Below are 17,254 nucleotides of genomic sequence, written 5' to 3' on the forward strand. Positions count from 1 at the left end.
CGGATTGTTGCGACACGCACAGGCGTTATCCTCTCCCCATGGGGATCGAGCGGAGAGTGGCGGCCGTCAGCACGGCAAGGCCGGTGTGGCAGGATGTGAGGGGGCAGCGCACCTTCACCTCGATCGTGCGCAGCCCTGCGCCCGGCGCGCTCTGGTTCGGTGCGGGCGGACCGGAAGGCAACGAGACCGCGGTCCACACCGAAGCCGTCCTCGCCGCGCCTGCGGAGCACTACGATATGTGGGCGGCGCGCTTCGGCGTCGATCGCGCCGCGTGGGATTGGTGCCGCTTCGGCGAGAACATCGTCGTTTCCGGTTTCGATGAAAACACGCTGCGGATCGGCGATATCGTCTGTATCGGCGGCGCGGTGTTCCGTGTCACCTCGCCGCGCATCCCGTGTTTCAAGTTCGCGTGGCGCATGGATCAGCCCGACAGCGTGCTCGGGCCGATGATCGAAAGCGGCCATATCGGCTTCTACCTTGCGGTCGAAAGCCCGGGACCGGTCGGCGCCGGAGACGTTGCCACGATCGAAGCGCCCGATCCTTCGGCGATCACCGTCGGCGATCTCTCTCGTCTGCTCGTCGCGCGGGACGCAGATCCGCAGGCGCTGCGCGAGCCCCTTGCCAACCCGTGGCTCGGCGGACAGGCGCGCGGGATGCTGGCGAAACGCATCGCGGGTCTGGAGGACATGGCGCGGCTCAAGACGGGCCGCTGGAGCGGTTGGCGCCCCTTTCGGGCCGAGCGGCTGCGCGCGGAAGCGAAGGACATCGCCTCCTTCGCGCTCACCCCGCTCGATGATGCGCCGCTGGCGCCGGCGCTCGCCGGGCAGTTCCTCACCGTCCGGCTCGGGAACGGCGACGATGCTCCGGTCCGCAGCTGGACGCTTTCCGATCACGACGACACGCCGGAGCAGTACCGCCTCACCGTGAAGCGTCTCGCGGAGGGGGCGGGATCGGCGCTCCTCCACGAGATCGGCGCACGCGGCGGCACGGTCTGGGCGCGGCCCCCGGCGGGGCGTTTTACGCTGAAGCGCGACGGTTTCATGCGCGTCGTGCTGATCAGCGCGGGGATCGGCGTCACGCCGATGCTCGCGATGCTGAAGGCGCACCGGGCGCGGCAGGACGTGCAGCCGCCGCTCCTCTGGATTCACCAGACGCGGAGCGGCGAGACGCACGCGTTCGCGGCTGCGGGCGAAGATGCGGCGCTGGCCCACGTGTTCTACTCCGCGCCGCGTGAGGGCGATGCCGGGCACGAACCGGGAAGGCTCACGCCGGAGCGGCTGCGCGATATTCTCGCGCCTGCCTACAAGACAGCGCCCTTCGGCCGCGATGTCGAGTTGGATGGCATTTTCAGCGACGTCTACATCTGCGGCCCCGCACCGTTCGAGGCGATGGTGCGCGAGGCGCTCGTCGCGATGGGTGTCCCGCCAGGGCAGGTTCGATCGGAATCGTTCGTGCCCGGTGCGGCAGACGCCGTTCCCGCCATCGCCCGGGCAAAGGTCGATTTCGGCGGCACCATCGCGGAATGGACGCAGGCCGCGAACCCGAGCCTGCTCGACCTCGCCGAAGCCGCCGGCCTCGCGCCGGCATTCGGCTGCCGTTCGGGGAGCTGCGGCGCGTGTGAAAGCACGCTCGTGTTGGGTAGCGTTGAGCATTCGCCGTCTCCCGCCATGCCGCTCGCGGCGGACCGTGTCCTGCTCTGCTGCGCGCGTCCGGCCTCCGCAGACGTGACCATCGCCCTTGGCTAAGCCGCCACCCCGATTTCGTCGTCACCACCCGCTGCGGCCTTTGCGGCGCGGCGCAAGATACAGGAACCTGCACTCATGACGCTGATCATCGAAAACGTGACTGTCTTCGACGGAGAGGCCGTACTCGGCGAGGGCATGTCGATCGTCGTCGAAGGAACCACGATCCGCGAAGTCTCCGACAAACCCGTGACCGGATCGGATGCGCAGCGCATCGATGGCGGCGGCCGTTTCGCGATGCCCGGGCTCATCGATGCGCACTTCCACTGTTACGGTGCGGAGGCGAACCCGGCGGTGATCGATAATATGCCGCCTGGCCTCCGTGCGCTTCATGCGCGCAAGATCATGGAAGATACCCTGCAGCGCGGCTTCACGACCGTGCGCGATGCGGCGGGCGGTGATCATGTGCTCGCGGCGGGGCTGGCGAAGGGCCTCATCAACGGCCCGCGCCTCTTCTACCCCGGCCTCGCAATCAGCCAGACGGGCGGCCACGGCGACATGCGCGATCCCGATCATTTCGATGGCTGCGCCTGCGCCTATTGCGGATCGCTGTCGGTCGTCGTCGACGGGCCGGACGAGATGCGCAAGATGGTGCGCGAACAGCTCCGGCGCGGCGCGCACCAGATCAAATTGTTCGTGTCTGGCGGCGTGCTGTCGCCGAGCGATCCCATCTGGATGAACCAGTTCTGCGACGAGGAAATCCGCGTCGCGGTCGCGGAGGCCGCCACGCGCCGTACCTACGTGATGGCTCATGCACACACGAATGAGGCCGCGATCCGCTGCGTGAAGAACGGTGTACGTTCCATCGAACACGCAACGATGCTGGAGGCGGACGGCGTCGCCGCGATCGTTGAGCACGATGCCTTCGCGGTGCCGACGCTGGCGATCATCGATGCGATCCGCGCGGTCGGCCCCTCGATGGGGCTTCCTGCGGCGGCACTCGCCAAGGTGGCCGAGGTTGGAGATCAGGCCGCGACGTCGCTCGATCGCCTGCGGGCGGCGGGGGCGAAGATCGGGTTCGGCACCGATCTTCTGGGCACGGTGATGAACCGCCAGTCGCGGGAGTTCGCGCTCCGCCGCGAAATCATGAGTCCTGATGAAATCCTGCGCTCGGCGACGTCGGTGAACGCGGCCTTGCTCGGGATGGAGGGGAAACTGGGCACGATCGCGCATGGCGCGTTTGCCGATCTGCTGCTGGTGGACGGCAACCCGCTGGAGGACATCTCCATATTCGAACAGCACGACCGGATCGCACTGATCGTTGCCGACGGACGTATCCGCAGGAACGCCCTTGTCTGAGTCGCAGCCGCCCGCGCCGGAACGTCAAAGCGCGGTCTTCAGTCTCGTCGCGGGAAACATCGCCGGGTTTTCGGGAACGACGGCGATTCCGCTCTGGCTTGCGGCATCGGAGGCAAGGGGCGAGCTTGCCGGCGTGGTGGCATCCGGCGAGATGGCGGCGATCGGCCTAGGCACGCTTGGCGCTGCAGCCGTTGCGGGCAGGATCGGAGCGCGGCCGCTCTGCCTTGGCGCAGCAGCTGTTTCGGTCGGCGCCAACCTTCTCGCAATGCTTGCGCCGGACGCCGCGTTCGTTGTCGGACGCCTGCTGTCCGGTCTGGCAATCGGCGTGGTGCTGGCCACAGCGACGGCACTCGCGGCACAGCGGGTGGATGCGCAGAAGACGCTCGCCACGATGCAGATCGGTCTCGCCTGCTTTGCAGCGCTCTTCTACATCGTTCTGCCGCCGCTCGTCGAAACCGTGGGTGTGGCGGCGGTGTTCGGGGCGCTCACCGCAACTGCGCTCTGCGCGTTCCTCGCGATGGTGGTGGGCCTCCACGGTGATGTGCAGCGGAGCAGCACCGGTTTCCGTCCCATTCCGCGCGCGCTGCTCGTGCTCATCGGCCTTGCCGTGATGTTCGTGGGGCAGAGCATGGCATGGAATTCGATCTTCCCGCTCGGTGCCGCGAAGGGCCTCGACATGCAGCTCGTAGGCAAGATCATGGCCGCGTGCGCGGTCGTCATGATGGTCGGACCGCTGCTCGCGCGCCTGCTCGGCGAACGGGCGGGGCTGCGCGTGCCGGTGCTGGGCTTCAGCCTGCTGCTCGCGGCGGACGTGGTGTTGATGGCGCACGGGCAGGGCTTGTGGATGTTCGCAGTGGCGGCCGCCGCGCTGGTCTTGCTGCCGGGTTTTGGTTTACCCTATGTCATCGCCCGCGCAGGGCAACTTGGGGATGCCCGTCATGCTGGAGCCGCGCCTGCGTTTCTGATGCTCGGCGGCGCGCTCGGCCCGGCGCTTGCGGCGCCGCTTGTCGCGGCCTCTGACTGGAATGCCTTCGGGCTGGTCGCAGGCGGCGCCTGCCTGATCGGCGCGCTGCTGATGGGGGCCGGGAAGGGCCGAACGTAAAGGACCGGGTTTGAACGAAGCGGCCGAACCTCGCGAAACGGAACGGTCCGGCGCGCGCGAACGGGCAAGCCGCCGCCGTCTGCGCCCGCCGGTGCAGCGCGCGCCGCTCGCCACGCGCGAACTCGTGCTGCGTTCGCTCGATGTCGCCCGCGCTGGCAAACTCACGATCGTTGTCGGCCCGCGCGGCTACGGCAAGAGCACGGTGCTCGGGCAGTGGTGGCAGCGGCTGACCCAGCAGGGCATCGCGGCGGCATGGTACACCGCGTCCGATCTCGATCGCGAGCCCGACGTGTTTCTGGAAATGGTCGCCCGTTCGCTCGCCGCCGCCGGGGTCGAGATGGGCGATGCCATGCGCCCCAAGACCGGGGACAGTCCTGCGGCGACCATGCTCGATGCGATCCTGCTGCAGCTCGACCGCGACGAGCGGCCGATCGTGCTCATCATCGACGATTTCGATCGCGTGGATCACCCGGGTGTGGCGCGCCTCGTCGAAGAAATGACGGATGCGTTGCCGGATTGGGTGCACCTCGTGCTGGCCACGCGGCGCAAGCCCTCGCTCGCCGTCTCGGTGCTGCGCACGCAGGGTATCGTCCGCATCATCGATCCGGCTGAGCTTCGCCTCAGCGACGCGGAGCTTGGCGCGGCACTTGGTCTCCCGGCCGATGCGCCAGAACTCGCGGCGATCGCCGAACAAACCGAAGGCTGGCCCGTCGCCGTCCAGCTCTACCGCCTCTGGCGCGGCCGGATGGGCATCTCCGCGCGGATGCCGCGCTTCAGCGGGCAGGTGGATGAGGTCGCCGACTATCTCGCCGAGCAGGTCTTTGCGATGCTCGGTGAGCACAGCCAGACGCTGCTCACCGAGCTGTCGCCGTTCGACTATGTCGAGGCGAGCCTCGCCGATTACGTGCGCGATCGGCGCGATAGCGCCGCACTGCTCGAAGAGGTGGAGGCCGAACTGCCGACGCTCGTCCAGCGAACGGAATCGGAAGGTGAGCCTGCCTGGCGGCTGCATCCGCTGCTGTCGGATTATGCGCAGGCCCGCCTCAATCGCAGCCCCGATCACGCAGCGCGGCTGCACCGGCGCGCCGCGGACTGGCTCTGGCAGCAGCAGCGCTATGCCGCCTCGGTGCGTCACTATGATCTCGCGGGAGATCGCGCGACGATGGTGGAGACGCTGGGCGGGATTCCGTTCATCCTCATTTTCCTCACCTACGGCGCGGGTGAGCTTCGCGCGATCCTGCGCGAAACGCCTCCCGAGGTTCTGGAAGCCCAGCCGCGTCTGCAGCTGATGGCGGCGCTCGCGCATTTCAAGGCCGGGTACTTCGGGGAGGCGAGCAACTGGCTGCGCCGCATCCGCGAGAGTTCGGGCGGCTATCTGAACGATCCCGCGGGCCGGGATTCCCAGCTCGAGCTCGAAGGCCATGCCCTCGATCTGCTCTTCGAATGCTACATCAACGGTATCGCGCCGACGCGCGAGGCGGAGGTGGAGAAGGTGCGCGCGCTGGCGCCCGACCTGCCGCTGTTCTGGGCATGGTGCGAAAACACGATGGTCGTCATGTACCAGATGCGTGGCGATCTGCACGCGGCGCACCAATCCGTGATCCGCACGCGCGAGACATATCAGGCGATCGGTATGCTGCCCTTCGCCGAACAGCATCTGATGACGCACGACGTGCTCGTCGCGCTCGCGCACGGTTCGCTGAAAACCGCGTCGGAGCTTGCCGCTGCCACGCTTCGGCGCCGGGGCGCGGGCGGCATAGAAGTAACCGTAACGGCAACGGCGCGCATGGCGCTCGCCGCGGTGGATTATCTGCGGCACTACCGCGAAAGCGCGGCGGACCTCGTGCGTGTCGCTTTCGATCAGTTCGGTGCGGGCGAGGCGTGGTACGATCAGTACGCCGTTTCCTGGCCGATCATCGTCGATGTCGCGTGGCGTCGCAGCGGGCTTCCCGCGGCGCTTCGCGTGATCGCCGAGCTGAGGACGCGGCTCGGCAATCAGGGGCTCCTTTGCGTTACGGACCTGCTGAAGGCGCTGGAGGCGATCTATCGCTTTCGCAGCGGCGGCATCGACAGTGCCGAGGCGGTCACACGGACGCTCGCGGTCGATGCGGGCCATGTGCCATGGCGCACGCGCGACCTTGCGATGCAGGCGCGCATCCTGATCGATCTCGCGCGCGGACGCGTCGCCGCGGCGGGGGAGGGTGCCCGCGCGATGATCGAGGAGGGGCGCACGGGCGAACGCCTCGTCACGATGGTGAAGGGCCATGTGCTGCTGTCGCTCGTGCGCGACCGGCTGGGCGACGAGGCCGGTGCCGATGAAGCGATGGCAGCGGCGGTACATCATGCCTTTGCCGAGGAGATTCTGTCGCCGTTCGTCGAGGAGGGCAGCGCTGTCCGCGCGATCATGGAGCGGGTGGCGAAGCGTGCCGCGTCTCCGCTCGAACAACAACACGCGGAAACGGTGATTAGAGCGCTGAAGGCCAAGCCCCAATATCTTTCGCCCGATGCCCTCAACGACCGCGAATCGGAGATTGTCGCGCACCTCGCCGAAGGCGCGTCCAACAAGCTGATCGCACGGCGTCTCGGGCTCACCGAGAACACCATCAAGTTCCACCTGAAGAAGATCTACGCCAAGCTCGGCGTATCGAGCCGCAAGGCCGCCGTCGCGCGCGCGCAGGAAAAATAGGCGGTCCTTAACCCGGCGGCACCACCCGACAGGGCCTTCCACTACCCGACTCCGGCGTCGCGCGGCCTGTTCCTCTGCGCGAATATGGGCGCGCAGGGAAAACAGCAAAAAAGGGGTAAGGGAAATGACGAGTCGTAACCTGAGAACAGCCTTTCTGGCCTCGGCCGCGCTGGCGATATTGCCGGGCGCGGCGCTGGCGCAGGACGCCGACACCGACGAGATCATCATCACCGCGCAGCAGCGCGCCGAACCGCTCCGCAACGTCCCCATTCAGGTGACGGCATTCACCGCGCAGGCGGTCGAGGATGCGGGCATTAAATCGACCTCCGATATTATCGCGCAGGTGCCGAACATTACTTATGATCGCGGCGACACCTATCGCAGCAACTTCATCACGATGCGTGGCCTCACCCAGATCAACAATGCCGATCCGCCCATCGCCTTCGTGCTCGATGGCGTGCCGCAGACCAACCAGAAGCAGCTCGGCGTCACCCTCTTCGATATAGAGCGCATCGAGGTACTGAAGGGCCCGCAGGGCGCGCTTTATGGCCGTAATGCCGTTGGCGGCGCGATCAACGTGGTGACCAAGGCGCCGGGCAATGAACTCGAAGGCTTCGTCAACCTCGGTTACGCGAACGGCGACACGATCGATGCCTCTGCCGGCATCTCGGGCGCGCTTGTCGAAGACAAGGTGCTGCTCCGCGTTTCGGGCAGCTACACGTCGTCGGATGGCCTCATCAAGAACGATTTCCGCGGCGATCACGTCGATTACATCGATCACGACTATTCGCTTCGCGGCCGCATGATCCTGAAGCCGACCGATCTGCTGACCTTCGACCTTCGCGCCGAATACGGCGATTTCCGGGGTGGTTCGAACAGCTACGCGGCCGTATTCTCCGGTATCCCGCGCGATTTCGTGAACCCGCAGTTCAATTTCCCGGCCTATGCGGAAGGTCACAGCGTCGATCTCACCGGCAAGTGGGATTATGATTTCGGCTTTGCGACGCTCACGGGCATCAGCGCGTGGTCGAAGTTCAAACAGAACAACCGCGCCGATCTCGATTTCCGCAATCCGGTGGATTCGCCGGGCGGCATCTTCGGCCTGGGCTTCCAGGCCGGGCAGGGGCAGAACGCCAAGCTGGAAACCTTCAGCCAGGAACTCCGCCTCGTTTCAGCGAGCGATCAGGCGTTCCGCTGGCTCGTCGGCGTGTATTATCTTCACACGGACAGGGCGCTGGTGACGCGCGGTTTCATCGATCTGGACGGCACCGACCAGTTCGACAACACTGCATTGCTTATCGCGAACAATAACGAAACGAACGACAACAACGCCTATGCCGCGTTCGCGCAGGTCGATTATGATCTGACGCCCACGCTCACGCTGACCGGCGGTATCCGCTATGACGAAGACCAGCGCGAGCAGACGAATGTGGTGACCGGCGCGGTTCGCAAGACCTCGTTCGACCGCGTGCAGCCGAAGGTGACGCTGACATGGAAGCCTGAAGACGGCCGCCTCGTCTACGCCACCTACAGCACCGGCTTCCGTTCGGGCGGCTTCAACGCGCCGAACGTGACCGTGCCGGTGTTCGACGCCGAAACGCTCGACAACTTCGAGGTCGGCTTCAAGACGCAGTGGTTCGATCGCAAGCTGACGCTGAACGGTGCGGCGTATCTCACCAACGTGAAGAACTACCAGTACTTCTACGTTGATGCTGCGACCGCATCGCAGATCATCGACACGATCGACAAGGTCCAGATCAAGGGCTTCGAGATTGAGGCGATGGCCAAGCTCGCGCCGGGGCTCGATGCAAGCTTCGGGGTCGGCACCACCGACAGCGAGATCAAGCGCAGCCTGTTTCCGTCCGACGTCGGCAATCATTCGCCGCGCACGGTGCCGTTGTCGATCAACAGCTCGATCCAGTATCGCGGCGATCTCAGCGAGACCGTGGAGGGGTTCGTGCGTATCGAGCACCAGCACATCGGAAAGAAGTACTGGGATGCTGACAACGCCTCGGTGCAGAATCCGTATGACCTTCTGAACGCCCGCATGGGTGTCGAGTTCGGTAACTACGGCATCTACGCCTTCGCGCGGAATATCTTCAACGAGAAGTATTATTCCGAGTTCTTCCAGCCGAAATACTCCGGTCTCGATGTCGCGATCGGCTATCGCGGCACGCCGCGGACCTACGGCGTGGAAGCGAAGGTGAAATTCTAGAAAGGGTAGGCGGGCGCTTTCCGGCGCCCGCCACCCAACTCATTTTATTTCGAAAGGTGACCATGAGCGGTAGCGGATACAGGCTGGGCATCGACGTCGGCGGCACCAACACCGATGCGGTGCTGATGCGCGGGCGCGAAGTGCTGGCGACGGCGAAGAGCTTCACGACGGCGGACGTGCGCAGCGGCGTCGTCAATGCCGTGCGCATGATCCTCGATAAAGCCCCCGAACATCGCGCCGCGATCGAGGCGGTGATGATCGGCACCACGCAGTTCGTGAACGCGTTCGTGCAGCGCAAGGGGTTGGCGCCGGTCGCCATCTTCCGCGTCTCGCTGCCGAAGGCGGACGGTGTGCCGCCGCTCGCGGGCTGGCCTGACGATCTCGTCGACGTTGCGGGCTCGCATATCTACATGGTCGGCGGCGGCGCGCTCTACACGGGCAAGGACTATGCCCCGCTCGACGAGGATGCGCTCCGCGCCGCCGCGGAGGATGCCCGCGCCAAGGGGCTGAAGGCCGTCGCCATCTCCGCGAACTTTGCGCCCATCCGCCCGGATATCGAAGAGAAAGCCGCCGCCGTCGTGCGGGCGGTGATGCCGGACGCGCGCATTACGCTATCCTCGAAGGTCGGCGGCCTCGGCCTCATCGATCGTGAAAACGCAGCGGTTATCAACGCGACGCTCGCCGAACTTTCCGAAAAGGTGATCGGCTCGCTGCAGACGGCCATCGCCGATCTCGAAATCAACGCGCCGATCTACATCAGCCAGAACGACGGCACGCTGATCACCACGGAAACCGCCTCGGCGTTCCCGATACTCACCTGCTCGGCCGGTCCCACGAACAGCATCCGCGGCGCGGCGTTCCTCACCGGGCTCGACGAGGCCGTGGTCGCCGACATCGGTGGCACCACCACCGACATCGGCTTCCTGCTGCGCGGCTTCCCGCGCGAGACGACAGCGGCGAACTATATCGGCGGCGTCCGCACCAATTTCCGAATGCCCGACGTGCTTTCGATCGGCATCGGCGGCGGCAGTCTCGTCCGCAAGGGCGAGAAGGGCTGGACGGTCGGTCCTGAATCCGTCGGCTTCCGGCTCGCCGAGGAAGGTCTCATCTTCGGCGGCGAAACGCTCACCGCGAGCGACATTGCCGTGCGCGCCGGCCAGGCCGAAATCGGCGACCCCGCGAAGGTTGCGCATCTTCCCGATGAAACCGTGGAGGCCGCGCTCGATAACCTGCATCTGCAGATTGAGGACGCAATCGATCAGATCAAGACGAGCAATCATCCACTCCCCCTCGTCCTTGTCGGCGGCGGCAGCATCCTCGTCTCGCGCAAGCTGAAGGGCACGTCCGAGGTGCTGAAGCCTGCGCACGCGGAGGTCGCAAACGCGGTCGGCGCCGCCATCGCGCTTGTCAGCGGCCGTGTCGACAAGCTGTACGACGTCGGCACGCTCGGCCGCGAGGCTGCGCTCGAACAAGCGCGCAAGGAAGCGACTGACGCGGCCGTTGCGGCGGGCGCGCGCGAGGGCGAAGTCGAGATCGTCGAGATCATCGAACTCCCGATGACGCACATGAAATCCGGCTCTGTCCAGATCAGGGTCCGCGCTGTCGGCCCGCTCGCGGCGCTCGCCTGAGCTCACGCTGTTTCGAAAGGCATATCATGTTCATTGTCGATAGCGTTCAGGACATTCAGGATATGGCGCGCGGCGCCGTGCTGCTCGGCACGGGCGGCGGCGGCGATCCCTATGTCGGTGAACTGTTCGTCCGCGCCCAGATCAAGAACGGCCGCTACCCGAAGATCCTCTCGTGCGACGAAATTCCGGACGATGCATTCGTGCTTTCGATTGCGGGCATCGGCGCACCCTCGGTGATCGTCGAGCATCTCGTCAGCGAAAAGACGCTGCACCGCATCCTTGCGCGCGCGGAGGCGTTTTACGGCCGCCGCGTCGATGCGCTCATCAGCGCGGAGATCGGCGGCGCCAACTCGATGTTTCCGCTCGCGCTCGGCGCGATCAGCGGCATCCCGGTGCTCGATGCGGACGGCATCGGCCGCGCCGTGCCGCACATCGAGATGACGACGTTCAGCATCTATGGCTGCAAGGCGACACCGTGCATCGTGATCGACGATTCCGGCAATGTCGTCACGATCGAAGCGACCGACGACCGCATGGCGGAAGATCTCTGCCGCGTCGTCACCGGTGCGATGGGTGCCATGGCGTTCGGCGCGCTCTACCCGATGACCGGCAAGCAGGCGAAATCGTTCGCGGTGCAGCGCACGATCACGCAGACGCTGGAAATCGGCCGCGCCATTCGCACGGCACGCGAGGAATCGCGCGATATTTTCGAAAGCCTGATCGATTACCTGAACAGCTGGGATGGCCGCACCGCGCGCATCCTGTTCGACGGCAAGATCACCGACGTGACCCACGACACGCGCGACGGCTGGCATTTCGGTCGCGCGACGATGACCGGGCTTCAGAATTCATCTGACGAGTGTGTCGTCGAGATCCAGAATGAATTCCTCGTCTGCCGCCTGAATGGCGAGACGATCACCATCGTTCCCGATCTCATCAGCATCCTCGATCGCGAATCCGGCGAGCCGCTTACGGGCGAGATGCTGACCTACGGTCAGCGCGTGAAGGTACTCGGTTACAGTGCCGACGCGATGCTGCGCCGTCCGGAAAGCCTGGAAGTCCTCGGCCCCCGCATGTTCGGTATCGACGAGGAGTTCCGCCCGATCGAAAGTCTGTTCCCAGCCGCGTGAGTTGGCGGAACGGACAAAAAAGGGGCGGCAACCCAGCGGTTGCCGCCCCATTCTTTTCGGTTGACTGCGCCCTTAGAAGTTGGCGCGGAAGTTGAGGCCCACCGTGCGCGGCGCCACGTTGTTCACGAGCGTGCGGTTCTGCGCGATCGCGTTCGAGGTCGAACGCGTGATCGCCGTGTCGTCGAACAGGTTGTTGACGAACACATAGACGCCCCAGGCGTTATCCGCTTCCTCAACACCCACGCGCAGGTTCGCGACCTCGTAGTCGTCGATGTAGCGCGTGAACACATAGGCCGGGCGGAAGTCCGACCACGAGCCGCCGACGTGGTTGGCATCCATGCGGAAGAAGCCGTTCAGGCCCTCCGCCAGGCCCCACACGTACTGCGCCGAAAGACCCGCCGTGAATTTCGGTACGAACGGAATGCGGTCGCCGTCGAAGCCTGCGGCCGGGGCGACGGCCGTGCCGGCGTTCGGCTGGTCTTCGGTCAGCTTGGCATCAAGGTAAGCAAGATTGCCCGAGATCGAGAGGCCGTCGATCGGACGCAGCGAACCTTCAAGCTCGAAGCCGCGGATGCGCGCCGAGCCTGCGTTGCCGATATACGCGAACGCACCGTTCGGCGTGCGCGTGCTGATCTGCATGTCCGACCAGTCGATCTGGAACACGTCCATGTTGAGCGTCAGCTTGCGATCGAGCATCGTCGTCTTCAGGCCCGCCTCGTAGTTCCAGAGGCTGTCCGACGTATACGGCGTCAATTCCTGCGCAAGACCGATCACCTGGTTGGCGCCGCCCGGACGGAAGCCCTGCGAGGCTTCGGCGTAGAAGAGCACATTGTCGGTGATCTTGTACGAAGCGTTGAACTTGAACGCCGTGCCGTCCTCGTTTGACGATACGAATGACAGCGGGCGCACAACCGCGCCGACGAGGATCGAGCCCTTCGTCGTCTCGCCGTTGATGTCCTTGTCGTAGCGGAAGTAACGGACGCCTGCGGTCAGGTTCAGGCGGTCGGTCACGTCATACGAGACTTCGCCGAATGCCGCGACCTGGCGAAGGCTGTCGTTGATGTAGCGCGTCGTCGCGATCTGGAGCGGGTAGATGATCGCGCCCGTTACCGGATCGGCGTTCACCTGCGGGTTCTCGACGTGGATGTCACGGTCCGAGAAGAAACCGCCGATGGTCCAGTTGAGCGGTCCCGTGCCATCCGAGCTGAGGCGAAGCTCTGCCGTCCACGCTTCCATGTTCTGCTGCGGGAACAGCGCCGATGTCGACTGGCTGTCGACAAGCGCATAATAGTCCGTGAGCTGGGTGCCGGCGCACGGGATCGCCGCGCTGCCGTTGAGGCGGGCGCCGCAGCCCGCAGCCGTACGCGTCGAGCGGATGAAACGCGAAACGTCGCTCACCGTCGAAATGTCGCGCTCCATGTAGGAACCCGCCGCCGTCAGCACCACGCCGCCGAAATCGTAAGCGGCGGTGAGGCTGAACAGATCCACATCGTCGCGCATCGGCTGGCGCGTCAGCGCATCCGAATTGTTCTTGCCCGCTTCCAGCGTCCACGACGGCGTGTCCGTGCGCGAACGGTTCATGTAGTACGCCGCATCGATCGTCAGATCGTCGGTCGGGGTTGCCCTCAGCAGCAGGCGTCCGCCGTAATATTTCTGCTCGTTGATATCCTTGATGCGGAGCGTCGTGTTGTCGATGTAGCCGTCCGCCTTGCGGTAGAAGCCCGTGGCGCGCATCGCCAGCTTGTCCTGCACGATCGGCACGTTCACCATGCCGCTCGCTTCGAAATTGGCGCCGCCGTGCTTGGTTGCGGAAAGGCTGGTGTCGATCGCGGCGTCGAACTCGTTCGTCGGCTTCTTGTAGATGACGCGCAGCGTGCCGCCCATCGAGCCCGAGCCGTAGAGCGTGCCCTGCGGGCCGCGCAGCACTTCGACGCGCTCGACGTCGAACAGGCGAAGCTCAGGGGTCGAGCCGCCGGCGTCGTTGCCCGCGCCGATCACGCCCGTCACCGGGGTTTCGTCGTAGTAAGTGCCCACAGTTGGCTCACCAGCCGCCTGAATACCGCGGATCACAACGCGCCGCTGCGAGGGGCCGCCGTCAACGAACGAGAGGCTCGGTACGCTCGCATTGAGGTCGGAGATGCTCTGGACGCCCGAATTCGCGATCGTGTCGCCCGTCACCGCCGAGATCGAAATCGGCGTATCCTGCAGGTTGGTGTCGCGTTTCAGCGCCGTGATGATGATCTCATCGCCTGTGGCTTCCTGCGCGACGGCGGCTCCGCTCACCCCGGCAAGTGCCGTGGCGGCGAGGAAAAACGACATTCTGAAGGTCTTGCTCACTCTACATCTCCCTTTACCCGTTCCGGCCTTATGATCCGCCGGACATCGATTATGTGATTGGAAGGGCCGCGCGAACGGCCCTCGAAGCAACTCTTGTCTGACAAACCCCCCTTGTTCGGCCATGTCGGATAAGACACGGGCCAGTACATTTTGAGAGGGAGTCTGAATAGATCCCTGTCTCTCTGTCGGCCGTTCTGATTCGAGGTTCCGTGCTTGGCAAGATGATTGTTGCGTATCCCGACAAAATGATGAAATCCTGATGCCATCAAGCATCAGGTCTCCGCAAGGAGATGCCAAAACGGCTTCGGCGACTGCCGCGGAAGCCGAACGATGCCGTGTTGTCGGTGGCGTGGAAGGGGCAAACATGGTAAAAATGGCGGTTGGCGTTGCGATTGCGGCACTGCTCGGAACGACCGCGATGGCGCAGCCGATGGACGCGGATTTCGCGAAATCCGTGAAGGCGTGGACGACGAAGCCGGAGTTCAGCAGCCCGCTCGTGGATCATCTGCCGGTTTCGGACATTGTTCCGTCTCCGAAACAGATTCTGGGTAACCATATCGGCGCACCGAAGGTGCTGCACTATTACGAGCAGATCGTTGGGTATTACCGGGCGCTCGCGGAAAAATCGCCGCGCATAAAGATCATCGAGATCGGCAAGACCGAGGAAGGCCGCGAGAACATCGTCGTGATGATCTCGTCGGAGGAGAATCTCGCGAAGCTCGATACCTACAAGGCGAATCTCGCGCTGCTCGCCGATCCGCGCCGCCTGCAGGCTGCGGACGCGCCCGCCGTGATCGCGGGGACGAAGCCGATCTATCACCTGTCTGCGGGGCTCCACAGCGCGGAGACCGGGCCGCCCGAGATGCTGATGGAACTCGCCTACCGTCTGCTGACGGACGAGGGCGAGATGATCCGCGGCATCCGCGACAACCTCGTCGTCGCACTGAGCCCGGTTCTGGAGGCCGATGGCCGCGACCGCTATGTCGACTGGTACTACCGCAACCTCATCGACGAGACTGACGACCGCAACAAGCCCGGCGGCCCGCCCTACTGGGGCAAGTATATTTACCACGACAACAACCGCGACATTAACTTCTCGGATGTCAGCGCGCGCCACCTGATGAACTATTACCTCGAATGGCACCCGCCGGTGTTGCACGAGCTGCATGAATCGGTGCCGTTCCTCTACACCTACAGCGGGCAGGCGCCGCAGAACCCCGATCTCGACCCGATCCTGTTCGGCGAGCTGCCGTGGTTCGCGAACTACGAGATGGCGCAGCTCACCAAATACGGCATGCCGGGCGTGTGGACCCACGGCTTCGTCGATGCGTGGACGCCGGGCTACCTCGCCTTCATGTCGTCGAACCACAACGGCATGCTGCGCATGTACGAGACCTTCGGCAACGGCGGCGCGACGACCATGCTCCGCCACGTCGCGCCCGAGGTGCAGACCTCCGTGCGCGGCGGCGACTGGACGAAGCGCGACTGGTATCGCCCCAGCCCTCCCTACAAGGAGGTGGTCTGGTCGATGCGCAACAACACCAACTACATGCAGACAGGCGTGCTGACCGCGCTCGAACTTGCCGCCAAGCATCCGAACGTCATCCTCGAAAACTTCTACAAGAAGAGCGCCAACGCCGTGGAGAACGGCAGGACGAAGGCACCCTACGCATACATCATCCCGGGCGGTCAGAAGGACGAGACACGCGTCGCTTTCGTCACCAATCTGCTCCGTCTGCAAGGCATCGAGGTCGGCCGCACGGCGAAGCCGGTCAAGCTGAAGGACCGCAGCTATCCCGCCGGGTCGCTGGTCGTGAAGCTCGATCAGCCCTACGGGCGTCTCGCGAAGATCCTGCTCCGCAAGCAGGACAATTACCCCGACGAGAAGCTCGGCACCTACGATGATGCCGCGTGGACGATGGGCATGATGGCCCGCGTCGACATTGCGGAGGTGGATGACAAGGCCGCGCTCGACATCCCGACGACGCCTGTCGACCGCCTGACGCCGCGCGGCAGTATCTCCGGTCGTGGCGCGGGCACCTATGCGGTGCTCGACAATGGCTCGGTCGGCCTCGCGACACTCCGCTACCGCCTCAGGGACGCGAAGGTCAGCGTTGTCGAGGCGGACTTCAAGGCAGGCGGCAAGACCGTTCCCGCAGGCTCCCTCCTCGTCGAGGGCCGCGCCTACGACGCTTTGAAGCCCGCCGTGGAAACGCTTGGCCTCGAAGCCGTGTCGGTCAGCGGCAAGCCCACTGCGCACGAAACCGCACTGCCGCGCACGGCGCTGTTCAGCACGTGGGGTTCTAGCGAGAAGGTCGGCTGGGTGCGCTACGCCTTCGATCAGCACGAGATCGCCTACGACCTCGTCTTCAAGGAGCAGATCCGCGCCGGCAACCTCCGCGACAGATACGATGTCATCATCCTGCCGACGCAGGGCCGCTCCACGAAGGATATCGTTTTCGACATCCCCGTGAAGGGCAAGCCGCTACCGTACACCAAGACGGACCGTTACCGCTTCCTCGGCGATTACGGTACGTCGGAAGACGTGCGCGGCGGCATGGGCCTTGAAGGCGTGGTCGAGCTCCGGAAGTTCGTGGAGGCGGGCGGCACGCTCATCACCACGGGCGACGCGAGCGCCGTTCCCGTTGAATTCGGCCTCATCGACGACATCGTCTCCACCCGCGCCCCCGGCGATTTCTACGCGCCCGGCCCGATCGTGAAGGCGAAGGTGCTGCAGCCGAAGAACCCCGTGTTCTACGGCTACGACGAGGCGGAAATGCCCGTGCGCTGGGCATCCAACACGCTCTACGGCGTGCCGGAGCGGTTGAAAGGCCGCGTCATGATGGAGTTCCCCGGCGGCAAGGAGGGCGTGCTGAGCGGCTTCATGCGTGGCGCCGATGGGGTGAAGGACCGCGCCGCGATCCTCAACATCCCACAGGGCGAGGGCCGTATCCTGATGTTCGCCACGAACCCCGTCTGGCGCTGGCAGAACCTCGGCGAGTTCCGCATGCTCTACAACGCGCTCATCAACTGGAAGCAGCTCGGCATCACGGACGTAATGCCGCCCGTTCCCGCGCCGATCGCTGCCGTTTCCGCAGAATAACCCTCAAGGAGT

Annotated in this window: 9 protein-coding genes; 8 read left to right on the top strand and 1 reads right to left on the bottom strand. The window is 65.0% G+C overall.

All coding sequences use genetic code 11. The features are described 5' to 3' along the window. The first annotated feature begins 56 nt into the window (after positions 1-56). The 7 genes from ACFQ00_RS10510 (at position 57) to ACFQ00_RS10540 (ending at position 11,802) form a co-directional block, all read left to right on the top strand. Positions 57-1,745: an MOSC domain-containing protein gene (locus ACFQ00_RS10510; protein WP_381490067.1), complete on the top strand. Its 1,689-nt coding sequence runs from the start codon at positions 57-59 to the stop codon at positions 1,743-1,745. A gap of 75 nt (positions 1,746-1,820) precedes the next feature. Next, complete coding sequence (locus tag ACFQ00_RS10515; RefSeq protein WP_381490070.1) at positions 1,821-3,041, top strand: metal-dependent hydrolase family protein; 1,221 nt, start codon at positions 1,821-1,823, stop codon at positions 3,039-3,041. Then, complete coding sequence (locus ACFQ00_RS10520) at positions 3,034-4,143, top strand: hypothetical protein (RefSeq protein WP_381490072.1); 1,110 nt, start codon at positions 3,034-3,036, stop codon at positions 4,141-4,143. The genes ACFQ00_RS10515 and ACFQ00_RS10520 overlap by 8 nt, the downstream gene beginning before the upstream one ends. A 10-nt stretch (positions 4,144-4,153) precedes the next feature. Continuing rightward, the gene (locus ACFQ00_RS10525; protein WP_381490075.1) at positions 4,154-6,829 is read left to right on the top strand and encodes a LuxR C-terminal-related transcriptional regulator; all 2,676 of its coding nucleotides are present in this window, start codon (positions 4,154-4,156) and stop codon (positions 6,827-6,829) included. Between the two features lie 124 nt (positions 6,830-6,953). Continuing rightward, complete coding sequence (locus tag ACFQ00_RS10530) at positions 6,954-9,044, top strand: TonB-dependent receptor (RefSeq protein ID WP_381490078.1); 2,091 nt, start codon at positions 6,954-6,956, stop codon at positions 9,042-9,044. 62 nt (positions 9,045-9,106) lie between these two features. Continuing rightward, complete coding sequence (locus ACFQ00_RS10535) at positions 9,107-10,672, top strand: hydantoinase/oxoprolinase N-terminal domain-containing protein (RefSeq protein WP_381490081.1); 1,566 nt, start codon at positions 9,107-9,109, stop codon at positions 10,670-10,672. 26 nt (positions 10,673-10,698) lie between these two features. Further along, entirely contained in the window at positions 10,699-11,802 is a 1,104-nt protein-coding gene (locus ACFQ00_RS10540; protein WP_381490084.1) for a DUF917 domain-containing protein, read from the top strand. 72 nt (positions 11,803-11,874) lie between these two features. Here the strand turns inward: ACFQ00_RS10540 and ACFQ00_RS10545 are convergent, their stop codons facing one another. Then, positions 11,875-14,139, bottom strand: a complete 2,265-nt coding sequence (locus ACFQ00_RS10545; RefSeq protein ID WP_381490088.1) for a TonB-dependent receptor — start codon at positions 14,137-14,139, stop codon at positions 11,875-11,877. Between the two features lie 364 nt (positions 14,140-14,503). On the opposite strand from ACFQ00_RS10545, the gene ACFQ00_RS10550 reads away from it, so the two are divergent. Beyond that, positions 14,504-17,242 carry a M14 family zinc carboxypeptidase gene (locus ACFQ00_RS10550; protein WP_381490091.1) on the top strand — a complete coding sequence of 913 codons (2,739 nt, stop codon included), beginning with the start codon at positions 14,504-14,506 and terminating at the stop codon, positions 17,240-17,242. The last annotated feature ends 12 nt before the right edge of the window (positions 17,243-17,254 follow it).

The organism is Sphingosinicella xenopeptidilytica (genome assembly GCF_042676985.1).
GTDB classification, from domain to species: domain Bacteria; phylum Pseudomonadota; class Alphaproteobacteria; order Sphingomonadales; family Sphingomonadaceae; genus Sphingosinicella; species Sphingosinicella xenopeptidilytica.

What these genes read in the sequence shown, in the direction of transcription:
- ACFQ00_RS10535 (WP_381490081.1), top strand. Translation starts at nt 9,107, where the DNA reads ATGAGCGGTAGCGGATACAGGCTGGGCATCGACGTCGGCGGCACCAAC.
- ACFQ00_RS10540 (WP_381490084.1), top strand. Translation starts at nt 10,699, where the DNA reads ATGTTCATTGTCGATAGCGTTCAGGACATTCAGGATATGGCGCGCGGC.
- ACFQ00_RS10550 (WP_381490091.1), top strand. Translation starts at nt 14,504, where the DNA reads ATGGTAAAAATGGCGGTTGGCGTTGCGATTGCGGCACTGCTCGGAACG.
- ACFQ00_RS10530 (WP_381490078.1), top strand. Translation starts at nt 6,954, where the DNA reads ATGACGAGTCGTAACCTGAGAACAGCCTTTCTGGCCTCGGCCGCGCTG.
- ACFQ00_RS10515 (WP_381490070.1), top strand. Translation starts at nt 1,821, where the DNA reads ATGACGCTGATCATCGAAAACGTGACTGTCTTCGACGGAGAGGCCGTA.